We start from the raw sequence: 17,539 nt of genomic DNA on the forward strand, positions 1-17,539 counted from the left end.
GAGTCTTCATTTGTAATAGGATTCGTTCCTGGATTTATACTTTTAATGCAGAAGCAAATGATTTCGCATAAGGTACAGCTTGCAGGTCATCAACCGGTGCTGTGCTGAACTGTATATGGTGCAAATCAGCATAAAGTCCGTCTTGCTTCAGGAGTTCATCATGTGTACCCTGTTCTACAATGGTGCCATGATCCAGGACAATGATACGTGAGGCTTCCCGCACTGTTGACAGGCGGTGGGCTATCACGAGGGTGGTCCTGTCTTTCATCAGCAGATCTAGCGATTGCTGAACCAGCCGTTCGGACTCGTTATCAAGTGCCGAGGTCGCTTCATCCAGCAGCAAGAGCGGCGCATTACGCAGAAAGGCTCTGGCGATGGCAAGGCGCTGCCGTTGACCGCCTGATAGAGTAGATCCGTGTTCACCGATCAATGTGTCGTATCCTTCGGGCAGATACATAATGAATTCATCTGCACCTGCCAGCCGGGCAGCTTCCCTGATTGCTTCATCGCTGGCATGATCAGCACTGAACGCAATATTCTCCCGGATGCTGCCGGAGAATAAGTAGGGATTCTGTGGCACGTAAGAGATCATCCGCCGGGCAGCTTCTAGCTGATCGTGTACGGAATTGCCGCATACGGTAATGCTGCCGGCCTCCGGTTCGTAGAGTCCGCAGCATAAACGCACAAGTGTCGTCTTGCCCGAGCCGCTGGGTCCGACAACAGCAACGGTCTCGCCATATTGGAGCTGGAGATTAATCCCTGACAAGCCGGCCTCCTCCTTGGACCGAGGTCCTGCGAAGCTGTAGTGCAGCCCTTGTATGCTCAATGCGGCAGCTTCGGCAGAGGCAGAGGCTGCTGCTCCCGGGGAAGAGGAGCGGTCCCTGTAACCAGAGGTTGTTCCTTCCAGGGGAGCATCAAGAATTTCAAATACACGATCAGCCGCACCGAGCGATTCCTGTACCGCGCCCCAGGTCTGCGACATTTGGACAAACGGCCACTGAACACGTCCCATCAGGATAATGAAGGCAAGCACTTCTCCCGCCGAGGTCTCCCCCCGTATTGCTGATCTTGCAATTAGAACAGCGCAGGCAATCATAACAACATTGTTGATGAATGCAGAAGAATGCCAGAGCAGAGCGTTAAGCAGGGTTCTTTGCTGCTGCAGCCGGTTCAGCTTCCCTCGTTCAGCCGCGTACCTGCTCAGCAGCGTATCCTCCAGTGAAAACGAACGGATGACCTTCATTCCTTGGAGGGTCTCCTGCAGAATTCCCCGTAACAGAGCCTCCTGGGCATAGATTTGGGTGAACAGCTTGCGGAGTCTGCGGTCAAAGAAACGCCCGGACAGAAATACTACAGGTCCCGTGCCCAGCGCAAGGAGTGCAAGCCAGACATCCATGTTGGCCAGATACAGAAATGCAACCAGGCAGAGCAGCAGATTATAACCCAAATCGTAGACCAGACTGCTAATCATTCCCATGGCAGCTCCAGCATCCTTCGTGTTGCGTGAGGTCAAATCTCCGGAATGCATGGCTTCCAGCTGGCGGAAAGTCAGCCGGTGGCTGGTATCAAACAGCTTCGTCCGGAAATCCCAGGCGATCCGGCTGTGCACGGTGAAGCGGAGATAATGCTGCAGCATAAGACAGAGAATGATCACACAGCAGGCCACTGAACAAATTAGGGTTATCCGTGTCAGTGACTGCATATTGGTACTGTTAATTGTATCAATGAAAACCTGCTGAATCGTAGCAAACCCGACATCCAGGGCAAGCCTAGCCATTAGCAGCATTATAGCTGCCAGGAAGCCGAGCCTGTATGGCTTCACATAAGGAAGCAGCCGCTTGAGGGCTACTCGGAGCTGAATTCGGCCGGATGAAGAAGAGTTAATATTCATTAGATATTCCTCCTCCGGCGGCAGCCTCTGTCTGGACGCCTGCCTGGGCCATAGCGTGATATTTGCCTTGCAGAGCCATCAACTCCCCATGTGTCCCTTGTTCAGCAATGGCTCCGGCTTCCATGAAGCAAATATGATCCGCATGCCTGATAGTTGATAACCGGTGGGCGACCACAACCGTTGTCCGGTTCGTCATCAGCACGCGCAATGCCTGTTGGACAATCTCCTCATTATGGCTATCAAGTGCAGCGGTAGGCTCATCCAGCAGCAGCAGTCCCGGATCGCGGACGAAAGCCCGGGCAATAGAGAGCCGCTGGCGTTCACCTCCCGATAGCGTGAGCCCTCTTTCTCCGATGACCGTCTCATACTGCATGGGAGTCCGCATAATGTATTCATGGATGCCCGCATTCTGTGCGGCGGCTATCACCTCTTCACGGGAGGCTTCCGGCCGACCCCAGGCAATATTCTCGTATAGTGTTGCAGAGAACAGATAAGGCTCCTGGGATACATAGGCGATACGGTTGCGCCAGCTACGCGGCGGAATGGTCTGTAAGAGCACACTGCCATGATGTATGCTTCCTCCATCAGGCACATAAGTGGCAAGCATAAGCTGAAGAATTGTGCTCTTGCCGCTCCCGCTGGCTCCGGCGAAGGCGGTAACCTTACCTGGCTCAATCCGTAGATGAACATCCGTTAGTACCTTCGTTTGTCCATAACGAAAGCTGACATTGCTGAAAGTAAGCGGCTGCTGTCCGGCAACGGTCTGATGGATACCCTCAGTCCATGCTTCATCCTGCACTCCTGCCGTCTTAAGACAAGCGGAATTGCCTTCTTCTTCAGATAAATCCATTATCTCAAATAAACGTTTTCCTTGTGCCAATGATGACTGTAGTTCAGTCCACAGGTTAGCAAGCTTCGACACCGGATTCGAGATTTGCTCGAAGCAGATCAGAAACGCGGCAACGGCACCTACATCCAGCCGGCCGCCGATGACCAAGTAACCGCCATAGGAGAGAACGTACAGTAATCCGCCCAGAATAACAGCCAACGGCATATTGTAACCTACAGCCTCTATCCGTGAGACGGGCAGGTGAACGTTGTTAAATTGCCGGACTCTGCGGTTGAACTGCCCGAGTAGACGGGGAGCAAGGGAGAAGGCGCGCACGACTTCGGCACCCTGTACCGAATCCTGAACAAATGCCTGCTGGGCGCTCTCAATACTCTGGCGCTGCTCATTCATCGTGCGGAGCCGGGAGGTGAAGGGAAGCATGACCAGCGGGACCAGTGAACAGATAAGAATCGTCCCCAAGGTCAGGGCAAACTGCAAAGACAGAAGATAAGTGAGGAGAAATGCAATTTGCAGCAGATTGCTGATCAGATCAATGGTCTTCCGGTTAATTCCCTGCTGGGCGGCTGGAGCCGAGTCGTTCATCCGGCTGATCAGATCAGCTGAATGATAGCGGTCCAAATCTTTCATTTGTAATTTGAGCATTCTACTCAGCATAGAGATCTGAAGCTTTGAGGTGGATTTGATCTCAAGCAGCCCTGAGAGATAGGTATTCAGAAAGTGCACTCCGGCATCGGTAACAACAATGACCGCAGCAAAGATCATCCCGGCTGCCAGCCCAGAGGTATCATGGCTTGTAGCCGCATTGATAATCCGCCGCAGCGTTTCAGCCAAACCTACGGTGGTGAGCGAAATGACCGCTGCGAGCCCACACAGAATGATGTACCAGCCTGTATAAGGCTTACCGAGTTTTAGCAATCGGATAAATGTACTCTTGGGACTGATGGGCTGTTCTTCCCCTGGCAATGCTACGCTATTTGTGATTCTGTTCAAGGAGAACCCTCCAGTCATCAACTCATGAATTGGTCTTCATCAAGCATAACTTTTGCCGTCAGAGCTAGCAGATTGCGCAAAGTCTCTGTTCTAAGCACATAATACAGGCGATGATCTACCCGCTCGATATCGAGCAAATCCAGGAAGAAGAGAAAGTTGGAATGATAATTGACAGCAGCCTGTGTGATACCGAGCGCAGTGGCGATTTCCTTGCCATAGTGTGGACGCTGCTTAAGCAGAAGCAGCAAATCCAGCCGCCGTTTATCCGAGAAAGCCTTGAGGAACAACTCGGTCTTCTGCCGGTCGGCGACAGGTCCATATACGCGCTCGTTGTGTATGCCGAAGATGACCCATCCTACCCGCCCGGCTTCTGTATGGAAATTATAGAAGGCATTGCCCACCTGTGAGACGAAGCTGACATGGAAGGTGGCCGGAAAGTCAAATAGCGCAGGCTCATTCTTGTGGACTTCACGAATGAACGCCTCCGGATTGCTGCGGAATTGGGCTTCATACCGGAGGGCTGCCTGTTCAGAGATCGCGTGAATCCGGTCTTTCCAGTGAATGAAAACATCCTGATGGAATTGTCGCAGAAGCTGTATATAGCGCAGCTTGGTCTCTTGCGGATAAGCCAGGCATTCAAGCAGTGGTGCATGAGCCTCTGCAACCTCAGGCTGAGGTTTTGTATCGGCCACAAGCTCCATGAGCTTCTTGAGATCCTTTTTGACCAGCTCCCATTCGTTACCATTCAATAAAGCTTCCATATTATCGTTGTAGACGCCATAGACCATCTCTGAAACGATATGCTCTGCAGGGCTGTTCTCCAGCCGCTTGAGCCATTCCTCTACAGTCTGCGCTTCCGGGAAAGAGCAGATCGATTCATACAAAGGGAAATCCAGTGCAAGATGAAAGAAGTTATGGCCGAAAAAAAACATCAGCTCGCGGGTGTAGTGAGGTGACAATCGTTTGCGCGCCTCATCGAAATAGGCTTCCAGCAGCTCATCGATTTCGATCTTATAATCCTCTGCCAGAGCTGCCAGCTGGTCTTCGCAGGCCAGCATTCCCATGGAAACCATGAACTCAATAGCCTCGTTGTAAGCAAAACGGATATTTTTCTGTAATGTCTCCTGTAAAGAGTGATTCATCAGTTCCTCCATTTTACAATGCTTTAGTTATAATACTAAATGTTATTTGATATTCAGCAACATTCAGTATTTACTTAATGTTAAAGTAATCCATATTCGAAAATTTGTAAAGAATAAGTTATGTGTGGATGTTGATCTTTTTAATGGTTATCCTTTGATATTATGGAAGAATGAAATGAACCGGGAGGGGCGAAGGGGGCGGAAACGATTGTCCAGGTTGAACTGGAACCCCAAGAAGGAGGCGCTATGCTACGCTTGACGTAGCGGCTGTCTCTACTCGTAGAAAAACTACTTTTGAGACAGTCCCTTTACTCAATCAGGCAGGAAATGTCTGACGAAGCTGCTCCGTTATAAGGGAGTGCTATAACAGGTTCAATATCCCCATTACCATAACGAAGGATCCGATCCATAGGGCAACTGCCCCTCTGAAGCGCATGGAGCTGATATAGGCGTCACTGGGCTCCCCGTCGCCCTTCGTTTTCCAGCTCTCACTCGCCTGCCAGGTGAAGGTGGGATTCCGGCGGACATATAGTCCAAACACATTGATTCCGATTCCGAATAGCAAGATAATAATTCCATCAAAAGTTCCGATGATCATCAGCTCCCCTGTATGTTCAAAGTTTCAGCCGTTAATAACTAATACGTCACTTGGCTTAGGAAAGTTTTATAATAAGAAAAATGACTGCGCTGAAGTAGCGAATGAAGTGCATTATTTCAGATACACACACTTATCAAATCAGATTCTACGGATGTAGCGGATTCTGGAGATGCAGGACCCTCCGGCGGCGATGCTTGTCACCAGTGATCAGGTGGCGAAGGTCTGACCCATAAAGAGATTCCGCTGAACCTGATTGAACGGTTGACGGTCGAACAGTGGTGAAGTGGCTGAGAGAGCCGGGACATGTCCCAACCTTTGTCAATTCAGCGATGTGAAGTATAATAGTGCGATAGTATTTCTTCTAAAGGAGAGTCCTTTGTGTTCAAAATAATGCTAATCGAAGATGATATCACCCTGTTCGGGGAGATCAGGGAGAGACTTGCCCAATGGTCCTATGAGGTGTACGGGATTACAAATTTCGGTAAGGTACTGCAGGAGTTCTCGGAGGTAAAGCCCGACCTGGTAGTGATTGATATCCAGCTGCCGCAGTTCGACGGCTTCCACTGGTGCCGGATTCTGCGCAGCCACTCCAAGGTGCCGATTATTTTCCTCTCCTCCAGGGACCATCCTAGCGATATGGTGATGTCGATGCAGCTTGGGGCCGATGATTTCATTCAGAAGCCGTTCCATTTCGAGGTGCTGATTGCCAAGATTCAGGCTACCCTACGCCGGGTCTATAATTACGCCAAGGAAGGCACGGAGCTGAAGACCTGGCGCGGAGCGGCGATTGAGTTCGTGAAGAATACGGTCACGGGCAGCGGGGGAGCGGCCCTGCTGACCAAGAATGAGATGATGATTCTCAAAATCCTGCTGGAGCGCAAGAACAGTATTGTGGAACGTGAGGAGATCATCACCAGCCTGTGGGACAACGAGCATTTTGTCAGCGATAATACGCTGACTGTGAACGTGAACCGGCTGCGCAAGAAGCTGGAGCCGCTCGGTCTGGATGCCTACATAGAGACTAAGGTGGGGCAAGGGTATATGGCGACTGAAGAGGCGGCAGAATGATAAGGAAATACATCACCGAGAAGCGGAGCTGGCTGCTCCTGCTGGCCGCCCTCCAGGTGATTATTATCTTCGTGGCCTTTATTGACTCTGCCATACCGCTGCTGCCAGTCCTATACATTGTACTGCTGAATACGCTGCTCTGTCTGGCCTTCGTCTTCCTGCGCTATTCCCGGGAGACCCGGTTCTATAAGAGCCTTGCCTCCTGGGATCAGATCTATGAGCTGCAGGCGGTCCTCGATCCCGGTAGTCCGATGGAGCGGCTGGTCCATGAGGCGGTAAGCGCCCAGACAGACCGCTACAAGCGCGAATCCTTCATGAATGTCCAGCTGCTGGAATCGGAGAAGGACGAGCTGCTGGCCTGGATCCATGAGGTCAAGACCCCGCTGACTGCCATGCAGCTCATGATAGAGCGCCTGCCGGACGAGACCCTGCAAAGACAGATGATGTACGAATGGCTGCGCATTCACCATCTGCTCGACCAGCAGCTGCATCAGAAGCGGATTCCCTTCATCCGTAATGATCTGTTCATTGAAAAGGTCAGTCTTGCCCCTATCCTTAATAAGGAGATCCGGGCACTGAAATCCTGGTGCATCTCCAAACGCATCGGGTTCGACGTAGAGCTTGAGGCCGAGACCGTGCTGACAGACGGCAAATGGCTGGCCTTCATGCTGCGGCAGCTCCTGACCAATGCTGTGAAATACAGCGAAGCCTCCGATATCCTCATCCGGAGCCGAGAAGAGGGCGGCCATGTCGTGCTTCTCATTGAAGACAGAGGACAGGGGATAGATCCCAGGGATCTGCCGCGCATCTATGATAGGGGCTTCACCTCATCGCGCTTCCGCCAGGAGGGGGCAGCCACCGGCATGGGGCTATATCTGACCCGGCAGGTTGCGGAGCCGCTGCAGATCAGACTTTACGCTGCTTCCGTGCTTGGGCAGGGGAGTGTGTTTACGCTAACTTTTCCAAGGGAGAATGACTTTCAGCGGCTAACAGGCATGTGACAATAGTGTCACATGCCTGTTCCATTTGTTCGGCGAAGCGCAGGAAAATGATCATCCACCCGCTTATGATAGAGCTATAGAAAAGGAGTGGGGAACAGATGCTTATCATGCAGGCTAACAAAATCTATAAAACCTATGGCAACAAATTCAATAAACAGGAAGTCCTGAGCGGTATTGATCTTCAGGTGGACAAGGGCGAGTTCGTCGGAATCATGGGTCCGTCCGGGTCCGGCAAAACGACGCTTCTGAACGTATTGTCCTCCATTGACCGGGTAAGCAAGGGCACGATCGAAATTGAGGGCAAGGAATTCACCGGGATGAAGGAGAAGCAGCTCGCCGAGTTCCGCAAGCATCATCTCGGGTTCATTTTCCAGGATTATAACCTGCTCGACACCTTGACGGTCAAGGAGAACATCATGCTGCCGCTATCGATTACAGGCATGTCCAAGAAGGAGGCGCACCAGAAATTCGACCAGGTAGCGGGCGAGCTGGGAATCTATGAGCTGAAGGATAAATATCCGGCGGAAATCTCAGGCGGGCAGAAGCAGCGTACGTCTGCGGCAAGGGCGTTCGTGCATGATCCGAGTATTATTTTTGCCGATGAGCCGACGGGAGCCTTGGATTCCAAATCTGCGTCCGATCTGCTGAACAAGCTGGCTGCCATGAACAGCAAGCGTGAAGCTACCATTGTCATGGTTACGCATGATGCCGTGGCCGCCAGCTACTGCAGCCGCGTGGTGTTCATCCGGGACGGGCAAATCTACACCCAGCTGAACAAGGGGGAGGAATCGCGGCAATCCTTCTTGGGTGATATTATCAGCACCCAGGGCGTACTTGGTGGTGTCACGCAATGAGTCTGAATTATATTATCCTGCGGAACCTCAAAAAGAACATTAAGAACTATTATCTCTACGTTTTTGCTCTTATTTTCAGTGTTGCCCTGTATTTTTCCTTCGTGACACTGCAGTTCGACCCGGCCATGCACGAGGTCAGCGGTTCAATCAAAGGCGGGGCAGCCATTGGCGCGTCCTCAGTGCTGCTGGTTGCGATTGTGGCCATCTTCCTGCTGTATGCGAACACCATCTTCATCAAGCGCCGCAGTAAGGAGATCGGGCTGTTTCAGCTGATTGGGCTGACCAAGAGCAGAATCTTCGTGCTGCTGAGCGCCGAGAATCTGATTCTATATTTCGGATCGATGTTCGCGGGGATCGGTGCAGGGTTCGTGATGTCGCGGCTGATCCTGATGATTCTGTTCAAAATCCTGGAGGTCGAACAGCTGGCGGCCTTGCGCTTTTCCCCCGAGGCTTTGCAGCGGACGGTGCTGGTTTTTGCCGCCGTGTACGTGCTGATTATGATTATGAATTACACCTTCATCCGGGCCCAGAGCATTCTGTCGCTATTCAAGGCTACGGCCACTTCCCAGACGCGTATTCAGAGAATGTCGCTGTGGGAGGTTGTGATCGGCGTGCTCGGGATGATCAGTATCTGTGGAGGATACTATATCTCCGGGGAGCTGTTCAGCGGCAAATTCACGGGCATGGGCGGATTGATGTATGCGATGATTGCTATCCTCGCACTTGTGATTATCGGGACTTATCTGTTCTACAAAGGCTCGGTCAGCTTCCTCTTCAATCTCATCCGCCGCAGGAAGAAGGGCTACCTGTCCATTCGGGAGGTATTATCACTCTCTTCCATTATGTTCCGGATGAAATCGAATGCCCTGCTGCTGACGGTCATCACCACGGTATCCGCGCTGGCGATCGGCCTGCTCTCTCTGAGCTATATCTCATATTATTCGGTGGAGTCCTCCGCGCGCGAGAGCTCGCCGCATGATTACGGCTTCCTTCAGAAGGCGGATGAGGCCGGATTCCGGGAGGCGCTCGACAAGGCCGGCATAGGTTATACCACTCTGGAGATTCCAACGGTGCAGATAGAGGTGGATCTTAAGGAGGTCCTGGATACTAAAAATTTCTCTAACAATGACACCAGTCTATTGGCTACCGTGATTAGTGAGAGCAGTCTGAAAAACATGGATTTGCAGCCGGGCGAGGTACGGATTATGGGATACACAACTACGAAGCAAACCATGCATCAGCTCAAGAACAAGGGGGAACTCGCCTTCTCCACCAAGGATGGTGTTATGAAGCAGCAGCTCGCAGGATTGTCAGAGGAGACTGTTCTGCCGTATTATTTTGGCGGAGGTGTTCTGGGGGTGTTCGTGGTGGATGATTCAGTCTTCCAGGAATTGCTTCAGCATAAAGATCCAGATGAGCAAAAAAGAGTGAGCGGCGAAGGAATCTATTACGGTATTAATCTTACCGGGTCCTCGCAGGCCAAGCAGGCTTATGAGATTTATAAGCAGCAGAAGCCGGAGCTGCAAAGCTTCTCGCAATATGAATTTGAGTTCAACCAGCGGACCAATATGGGCCTCATTATGTTCATTGTCGGCTTCCTGGGCCTGACGTTCCTGATCACCTCCGGCTGTATTCTCTATTTCAAGCAGATGGATGAGAGCGAGGAGGAGCGGGAGGGATATACGATCCTGCGCAAGCTGGGCTTCACCCAAGGGGATCTCCTGCGCGGCATCCAGTTCAAGCAGCTGTTCAATTTCGGTATTCCGCTGATTGTCGGGCTGTGCCACAGTTACTTTGCGGTGAAATCCGGCTGGTTCTTCTTCGGGACCGAAATGCTGACTCCGATGTTCGTCGTTATGGGGGTCTATACCGTGCTGTATTCGATCTTCGGCATCCTGTCCGTCCTGTATTACAAGCGGGTAATCCGGGAGTCACTGTAAAGATATGTAATGATGAGGATAGCCTTGGGGCTGTCCTTTTTCTTTTTAGAGGATTATACTACTGCTGAATTCATCCAAAAGTGCTCAGCTCTTGTCTTACGCAAAACAGGCAGCGATAATGGTATAATAAGGAGGAAATTTCAGACTATAGACAGAAGAGGTGGGGGCGTGTCAGTTACAGTTGGGGAGATTAAATCGATTAACCGTTATCCGGTGAAATCCTTTGCGGGGGAGGCACTGGAGGCCTGTAAGGTTGTATCTTACGGAGTGGAGGGGGACCGGTATTGTTCCTTTTATGATATGACCAAAAAAGACTGGTCCCAGTATATCACTGCCCGGAAGATTCCGAAGATGATGTCCTATAAGGCGGAGTATACGGGGGAAGATATCCGTGTAACGGCTGCGGATGGCCGGGTGTTCGGCTGGGACCAGGAGCTGCTGGACGAAATACAGAGTTTGACCTCTACCGAAATTACGATGTCTGCGTTCAAGGCACCACACCCGGAGGAGCAGTACCCGGAGCTATTATCGGTAGATGGGGCAAGTATTCTGCTGGTGACCGATAAGAGCTTGAAGAAGCTGGAGGCGATGTGGGGCAAGCCAATTGACCAGCGCCGCTTCCGCGGCAACTTTCTCGTGGAAGTGAGTGAGGACTCGCTCGGGGAGGAAGAGTGGCTCGGCCGCCGTCTGTCGATAGGCAGTACAGTGCTGCAAGTGGATAGCTATTGCGAGCGCTGCGTAATGATTACGACAGACCCGGATACCCTGGAACGGGACAGTTCGCTGCTGAAGCAAGTATATAAAGAGCTTAAGCAGCAGTTCGGCGTCTATGCTTCTGTAATCCGCACGGGAGAAGTTCGGCTGGGCGATCAGGTTCATATGCTGGATAACTAAGCTGGACAGGGGTGAACGATATGCTTGAGTTGTCCATGGAGCATGCGGATGAGCTGGTGAAGGTGACACATGCGCTCTCTACAGAGCTAAGGCTCAGAATGCTGGCGCTGCTTAACACCCGGAGAATGAATGTAGCGGAGCTGGCTGAAGCGCTGGAAATTCCGGTATCTACGGCAGCCTCCAACGTGAAGGTACTGGAGCAGGCAGGGCTGATTGAGACCGAGCTGCTGCCTGCTTCACGCGGGGCGATGAAGGTATGCAGCAGGATCTATGATGATATCAAGATCACGATCAATGCCCCGCAGCGCCGCCTGCAAGCCGGTCAAGGCGAATATTGCTATGAGATCTCCATGCCGATCGGCAATTTCACAGCCTGTGAAGTGGCGCCTACCTGCGGGATGGTCAGTGAGAACGGTCCGATTATAACGGAGGATTCACCGGCGGGATTTTTCCATCCGGACAGGGTACAAGCCCAGCTGCTCTGGCTGCGCAAAGGGTATCTCGAATACCGCTATCCGCTGGAAATTCCGCAAGGAGCGGTGCTTCACCGGATTCAGTTCTCCATGGAGATCTGCTCAGAGGCACCGAATTACGAGAATGACTGGCCTTCGGATATCACACTGTGGATTAACCAGGTGGAGGTGGGAACCTGGACCTCGCCCGGCGACTTCGGCGGCAGACGCGGGAAGCTGAATCCCTCGTGGTGGATTGATACGGGAACCCAGTTCGGCGCACTCAAGACCTGGAGCGTAGATAATACCCGCAGCACTATCGACCATCAGGAGCTATCTGCTGTTAATCTGGAGCAGCTGAACCTCACCGGCCAGAACCACGTGGATCTGCGGCTGGGTGTGAAGGAGAATGCGGTCTTCAAGGGCGGCATGAACCTGTTCGGCAAGAAGTTCGGCGATTATGAGCAGGATCTGGTGATGAAGATTTTTTATAGTGTGGAGCCTTAGTCTAGAAGTAAGGTGAATGTAAGATTTTATTTGCGGAAAAGAACCTGTTGCTTAGGCGAAGGTTCTTTTTGACGTCACCATTGACATTTAAGCGGATTCTGCAATAATTAATACATATTTATTGTATTAAAACAAAAATATTGTTATTAAGGAGTGTGCGCATTATAATGACAACCCGGCACTATATCAAGGATTATCCGCGGCCGCAGTTCGTCCGTGACGCCTGGCAGAGCCTGAACGGGGAATGGGATTTCCGGTATGACGATGACAACACGGGGGAGCGGGAGAGATGGCATGAGGAGCTGCACGGCGATCTGAAGATTCAGGTTCCGTTCACGTATGAGACGGTGGCGAGTGGAATCGGCGAGACCACGTTCCATCCGTATGTATGGTATGAGCGGGAGGTACAACTACCTCACAGCTTGGGCACCAAGCGGGTGCTGCTGAATTTCCAGGCGGTGGATCATATCGCGAAGGTGTGGGTGAACGGCAGCTATGCCGGGGGGCACCAAGGCGGGTACGCGGCTTTTACACTGGATATCACAGATTATCTGAACACAGGTGCCGGAGCGCTGAACCGTTTGACCGTCAAGGCAGAGGATAGCCAGAGCTGTACACAACCACGGGGCAAGCAGCGTTGGGTGGATGAGAATTTCGAGTGCTTCTATGTGCAGACCACGGGAATCTGGCAGAGTGTGTGGCTGGAGTATGTATCCCCTTCGTATCTTAAGTCTGTCAAAATCACTCCGGATCTCGATAACCGCTCAGTCCGCTTCGAGTACGAGGCTCAGGTGGCAGCCCCGAATCTCCGGCTGGAGACCCGGATCAGCACGCAGGAGAAGACCTTCAAGCAGGTCTCGCTGCATATAGACCGGTCTTGGCAGCAGCTGGATGTAGAGCTGACCCATGAAGTGAATGGCCCGTGGAAGCTCCAGTCCTGGTCGCCCGCTTCGCCGGTGCTGTATGAGGTGGAGTTCGTTCTGTACGAAGGGGACAAGGTGATCGACCAGGTCTACTCCTACTTCGGACTCCGCAAAATCTCCATCGAACAAGGCAAGGTGCTGCTCAACAATACGCCAGTGTACCAGAAGCTGATTCTGGACCAGGGCTATTGGCCGGACAGCCATTTGACCCCGCCTTCGGAGGAGGCGCTGATTGCTGACATTGATGCGATTCTCGCGATGGGCTACAACGGGGTACGCAAGCATATGAAGATTGAAGATGCGCGCTTTCTGTACTGGTGTGATGTGAAGGGACTGCTGGTCTGGTCGGAGATGGCGGCCACCTATGAGTTCAATGATGAGGCCGTGGAGCAGTTCACGAAGGAGTGGACAGAGATTGTCCGGCAGCAGTATAATCATCCCTCGGTGATTACCTGGGTGCCTTTTAACGAATCCTGGGGTATTCCGCAGGTCTACACGAACAAGCGGCAGCAGCAGTTCACTGAGGGCATCTATCATCTTACTAAGGCGATGGACCCGGACCGTCCGGTGATTGTCAATGACGGCTGGGAGCATACGATCAGCGATATTATTACCCTGCATGACTATGAGGAGAGCGGTGCTGCGCTGCTTGCGCGTTATGCAGACTCCGGCAGTGTACTTGGCGGGAGCTCCTCGTTCAATAACTGGAAATACGCGATGGCCAAGGGCTACGAATACCGGGGTCAGCCTGTCATAGTCAGTGAATTCGGGGGCATTGCCTTCAACACCGGCGAGGGATGGGGCTATGGGGAGCAGGTCAGCAGCACGGAAGCCTTCATTGAACGGTTCCGCAGCATCACGCAGGCGATCAAGGATACACCTTACATCTGCGGTTATTGCTATACTCAGGTTACGGATGTGCAGCAGGAAGTGAATGGGCTACTTACGGCAGACCGGACACCGAAGATTCCGCTGGACGAGATTCGTAAGATCAACCGGCAGGCGAGGGAATAATCGTAACATTGTGACCTAAATAGCGGTGAATTATCGGTTCTACGACCATGGGAAGCCCTTTAGAATCTTTGGTGAAAGCACTTACATATAAGTGCGTTCAACAGGCTACACCTATTCAAGATTAAGAGGAGGGGCTTATGTGTTAAAAAAAGTGTTTACCTCGCTGTCCGCTTCCCTGTGTCTGCTGCTGATTTTTGCCGCCATCCCGGTGTTTGCCGCGAATGGACCGGTGGTGTGGGGGAGTTCCTCCACCATTACCAATATCAACACGTTCACCGATGCCGGTCCCGATGCCCGGGGCTTAAGACCCGGAACCTTCGGCGCGGAATATGCGCGGATGATCAAGCTGGCGAACGGAGACTGGCTGGCCGTCGCTGCCATCTACGACAACAACGGCTACACCAAGGTCTCCTGGGGTGGGACCCGGCTGCAGGTCTTCCGCAGCACCGACAACTGCCGTACCTGGTCGCTGATGTCCACCCTATGGGAGGATGGGCGTGACCTGGACAACGGGCAGCTTATCCAGCTGGCGAATGGCGAGATTCTGCTGGCGATGCGGTCTGTCCGCTGGCAGGAATCGTACAAGCTCAGAGTGTATAAAAGCGTGAATGGAGGCGCGAACTGGAGCTTCCTCAGCACCATCGACGAGAACAACGGCGCTCCCGGCGCGCTCGGGAATCCCGACAAAGGCGTGTACGAGCCGCATATGCAGCTCCTGAATGACGGCTCGGTCGCCGTGATGTATGCAAGCGAGAAGCATGTGACGGAGAATCCGTCGTACAGCCAGATTATCTCCCAGAAGATCTCCACCAACGGGGGAGCCAGCTGGGGGAATGAAATCTATGTCGCCTGGGACCCCTCCAATTCAGGCGCGCGTCCGGGGATGCCGGTCTGGACCAAGATGGCGAACGGGCAGTATATTGTAGCCTTTGAGGTGTGCGGGACGCAGAGCTGCAGAATTTTCACCAAAAAAAGTGCTGACGGCAAAACCTGGTCCAGCGGCATCGGCACCCAGGTCTCCACGAACCAGCAAGGCGGACCATACATCCTGTCCTTGGCGGACGGGCGTCTCCTGCTCAGCTCCAATTCCAACGTGCTGTCCCTGAGCAACGATTACGGGAACACCTGGGTGGATAATGATATTCCGGCATTCGGAAATTCATGGTGGACGGCGATGTACCAGACGGGAGCGAATGAGATTGCCTTCGTGAATTCGGTGGACCGGAGTGTCGGCGGGCATAATGTCCAGGTGCGGTTCGGGACGCTCAGCGGCACGTACAGCAATGATTTCTCGGCGAATGACAACGGGTGGGCCCGCTATGCTGGGACTTGGGCGGTAAGCGGCGGAACCTACAACCTGAATTCAGTGAATGCCGACAAATCGCTGTTAACCCCTTATCCTTCCAAAATGAATTATACGCTGGAGGGAGACATCCGGCTGAATAATGCAGGCCAGGCCAGTCTTCTCTTCAATGTGACCAGTCCGGGGACCGGGGCTGATCTGCAAAAGGGTTACGCAGCAGGGATTGACTCTGCCGGTGAGGTGTGGCTTGGACGGTTCAATAATAACTGGACCTCTCTCCAGACCGTAAATACTCCTATTGCCGTGAACACCTGGTACCACATGAAGGTTGTGGTCAATAACGGAAACATCAAGGTTTATGTGGGAGATATGACGGTGCCCAAGATTGACAAGAATGATGCCGTCTTTACTTCGGGCACAGTAGGTGTTCGCGGCGGCTTCGGCAACAGTGTCAGCTTTGACAATTTTACAGTGAATTGACTGGAATTTCACGGGGGCCTCTCAAGAGGTCCCTTTTTGCGTGCGCAGACGACTGTTCATGATCTGTCGATTCTCCACCCTGCGTAAGATCGTCTACCTGCCAGGGCTTGCGGCCGGGTTACATCTGTCGTTTGTTCACCAAGGAACGGCGGTTTGTCGGTTCAAGCACGGTGGTGTTCGCTGTAGAGTTATAGATAAGAAAGCCCTTACATCAAAGTGTGACGGCTTTCCTCGCACAAACTTTACGGAGAAGAGGGTTGTACAGATGAGGATGAAAAAAAGATTGGCAAGTGTGGTATCGGCCGGGCTGACACTGGCTCTGGTCCTGCAGGGATGCTCTTCCGGAAATACAGAGAACGGAGCGGCCAAGGCATCGAACGGGCCCGCAGCAACAGAGAGCGCAGGCGGCAGTCCGGTGGAGATCTCCTTCTGGAATATGTTCGGCGGCGGGGAAGGGGAATTCGTGGACCAGATCATCAAGGGCTACAATGACTCGCAGCAGGAGGTTAAGGTCAAACAGCTCCGTCTCGAATCCAACGAGTATTACGCGAAGCTAGGCACAGCGTTGTCGTCCTCCAAGGGCCCGGATGTTGCGGTAGCCCACGTGGAGCGGATCTCGCCGTTCGTGAAGGCCCAGCAGATTGTGCCGGTGGATGAGCTGGCCTCCAAGGCAGGCTTTGATCTGAAGCAGATTTCGGATTCCAATATCAAGAGTGTATCCTATGACGGTAAGCCTTACGCGGTTCCGCTGGATACCCATTTCCACATGTTCTACTACAACAAGGACATTCTGGAGAAGGCCAATCTATTGAACGAGGACGGTACGCCTAAGCTGGATGATATGACCCCGGCAGGCTTCGAGAAGACGCTCTCTGAGATTCAGGCCAAGGTGCCGGATGTCCAGGCGATGGCGGTGAATACCCCGTATTTCCAGGAGCCGTTCCTTAATCAGTATTATGAAGCAGGCGGCGAGCTGCTGAACCCGGAGATGACCAAGGCGAGCATTAACAACCCGCAGGCGCTGGATGTGCTGAACTTCTATATGGATGTCTTCAATAAAAAATATGCCGATCTCAATGACAAGACGCCGTGGGATACCTTCCATAACGGCAAAGCCGCCTTCTGGTTCGGCGGGGTATGGGAAGCAGGGCTGCTGCTGGGGGATGAATCGCTGCACATCGGCGCTATGCCGCTGCCCCCGATCTTCGGCAGCCAGACGCACTGGGGCAGCTCCCATACGCTGGTCATCCCGTCCTACGTGACGCCGGAGAAGCAGGAAGCCGCAGCCAAGTTCATGAAGTACTTCTCCGAAGTGGGCGGGGAGATCTGGGGACAGGCGGGCCATGTGCCGGCGAACAGCAAGATTACAGAGAGTGAAGCCTACAAAAGTCTGCCTTACCGCAGCGAATTCATCGAGGCACAGAAGACGGTGAAGTTCGCGCCGCCAACCGATAAATATACGACGATTATCACCACCGTTTCCGAAGGACTGCAGAACATTATTTTTGGCAGCGAGACGCCGGAGGATGGCCTGGCTAAGCTGGAGAAACAGATTAACGAAGTGCTGGAGAACTAGCCTTATCTGACTGGATTGGGATGAACTACTGCCAGAGGCAGGTCAGTCCCAATCCG

Annotated in this window: 13 protein-coding genes; 9 read left to right on the forward strand and 4 right to left on the reverse strand. The window is 52.7% G+C overall.

The annotated features are described in order from the left end of the window. Positions 1 to 34: 34 nt before the first annotated feature. The 4 genes from MKY64_RS07115 to MKY64_RS07130 form a co-directional block, all read right to left on the reverse strand. Positions 35 to 1,891, reverse strand: a complete 1,857-nt coding sequence (locus MKY64_RS07115; protein ID WP_051478735.1) for an ABC transporter ATP-binding protein — start codon at positions 1,889 to 1,891, stop codon at positions 35 to 37. Continuing rightward, positions 1,881 to 3,731, reverse strand: coding sequence for an ABC transporter ATP-binding protein (locus tag MKY64_RS07120; protein WP_340951818.1), 1,851 nt, complete (start codon positions 3,729 to 3,731; stop codon positions 1,881 to 1,883). Before MKY64_RS07120 ends, MKY64_RS07115 begins: the two co-directional genes overlap by 11 nt. A gap of 17 nt (positions 3,732 to 3,748) precedes the next feature. After that, positions 3,749 to 4,873, reverse strand: a complete 1,125-nt coding sequence (locus MKY64_RS07125) for an ArsR family transcriptional regulator (protein ID WP_340951820.1) — start codon at positions 4,871 to 4,873, stop codon at positions 3,749 to 3,751. Positions 4,874 to 5,234: 361 nt separating this feature from the next. Then, the gene (locus MKY64_RS07130; protein ID WP_036733127.1) at positions 5,235 to 5,471 is read right to left on the reverse strand and encodes a DUF6199 family natural product biosynthesis protein; all 237 of its coding nucleotides are present in this window, start codon (positions 5,469 to 5,471) and stop codon (positions 5,235 to 5,237) included. Between the two features lie 378 nt (positions 5,472 to 5,849). Here MKY64_RS07130 and MKY64_RS07135 point away from each other — a divergent pair, with 378 nt between their 5' ends. The 9 genes from MKY64_RS07135 to MKY64_RS07175 all read left to right on the forward strand — a co-directional run bounded on the left by MKY64_RS07135 (position 5,850) and on the right by MKY64_RS07175 (position 17,483). Next, positions 5,850 to 6,539 carry a response regulator transcription factor gene (locus MKY64_RS07135; protein WP_036733129.1) on the forward strand — a complete coding sequence of 230 codons (690 nt, stop codon included), beginning with the start codon at positions 5,850 to 5,852 and terminating at the stop codon, positions 6,537 to 6,539. Then, entirely contained in the window at positions 6,536 to 7,540 is a 1,005-nt protein-coding gene (locus MKY64_RS07140; protein WP_340951826.1) for a sensor histidine kinase, read from the forward strand. Before MKY64_RS07135 ends, MKY64_RS07140 begins: the two co-directional genes overlap by 4 nt. 98 nt (positions 7,541 to 7,638) lie before the next feature. Continuing rightward, positions 7,639 to 8,394 carry an ABC transporter ATP-binding protein gene (locus MKY64_RS07145; RefSeq protein ID WP_036733135.1) on the forward strand — a complete coding sequence of 252 codons (756 nt, stop codon included), beginning with the start codon at positions 7,639 to 7,641 and terminating at the stop codon, positions 8,392 to 8,394. After that, positions 8,391 to 10,334 (forward strand): ABC transporter permease, encoded by a 1,944-nt coding sequence (locus MKY64_RS07150; protein WP_340951827.1) that lies wholly within the window; start codon positions 8,391 to 8,393, stop codon positions 10,332 to 10,334. Before MKY64_RS07145 ends, MKY64_RS07150 begins: the two co-directional genes overlap by 4 nt. Before the next feature lie 168 nt (positions 10,335 to 10,502). Beyond that, entirely contained in the window at positions 10,503 to 11,228 is a 726-nt protein-coding gene (locus tag MKY64_RS07155; protein ID WP_076081711.1) for an MOSC domain-containing protein, read from the forward strand. Between the two features lie 20 nt (positions 11,229 to 11,248). Next, positions 11,249 to 12,187 carry an ArsR/SmtB family transcription factor gene (locus tag MKY64_RS07160; protein WP_209869708.1) on the forward strand — a complete coding sequence of 313 codons (939 nt, stop codon included), beginning with the start codon at positions 11,249 to 11,251 and terminating at the stop codon, positions 12,185 to 12,187. A 167-nt stretch (positions 12,188 to 12,354) separates the two neighbouring features. After that, positions 12,355 to 14,124, forward strand: coding sequence for a glycoside hydrolase family 2 protein (locus MKY64_RS07165; protein ID WP_340951832.1), 1,770 nt, complete (start codon positions 12,355 to 12,357; stop codon positions 14,122 to 14,124). Between the two features lie 139 nt (positions 14,125 to 14,263). After that, a complete protein-coding gene (locus tag MKY64_RS07170) occupies positions 14,264 to 15,907 on the forward strand; it encodes a family 16 glycoside hydrolase (protein ID WP_209869702.1) in 1,644 nt (547 codons plus the stop codon). Positions 15,908 to 16,172: 265 nt separating this feature from the next. Further along, positions 16,173 to 17,483, forward strand: coding sequence for an ABC transporter substrate-binding protein (locus tag MKY64_RS07175; protein WP_340951835.1), 1,311 nt, complete (start codon positions 16,173 to 16,175; stop codon positions 17,481 to 17,483). The last annotated feature ends 56 nt before the right edge of the window (positions 17,484 to 17,539 follow it).

It is taken from the genome of Paenibacillus sp. FSL R7-0210, assembly GCF_038009085.1.
Lineage (GTDB): Bacteria > Bacillota > Bacilli > Paenibacillales > Paenibacillaceae > Paenibacillus_AQ > Paenibacillus_AQ silagei.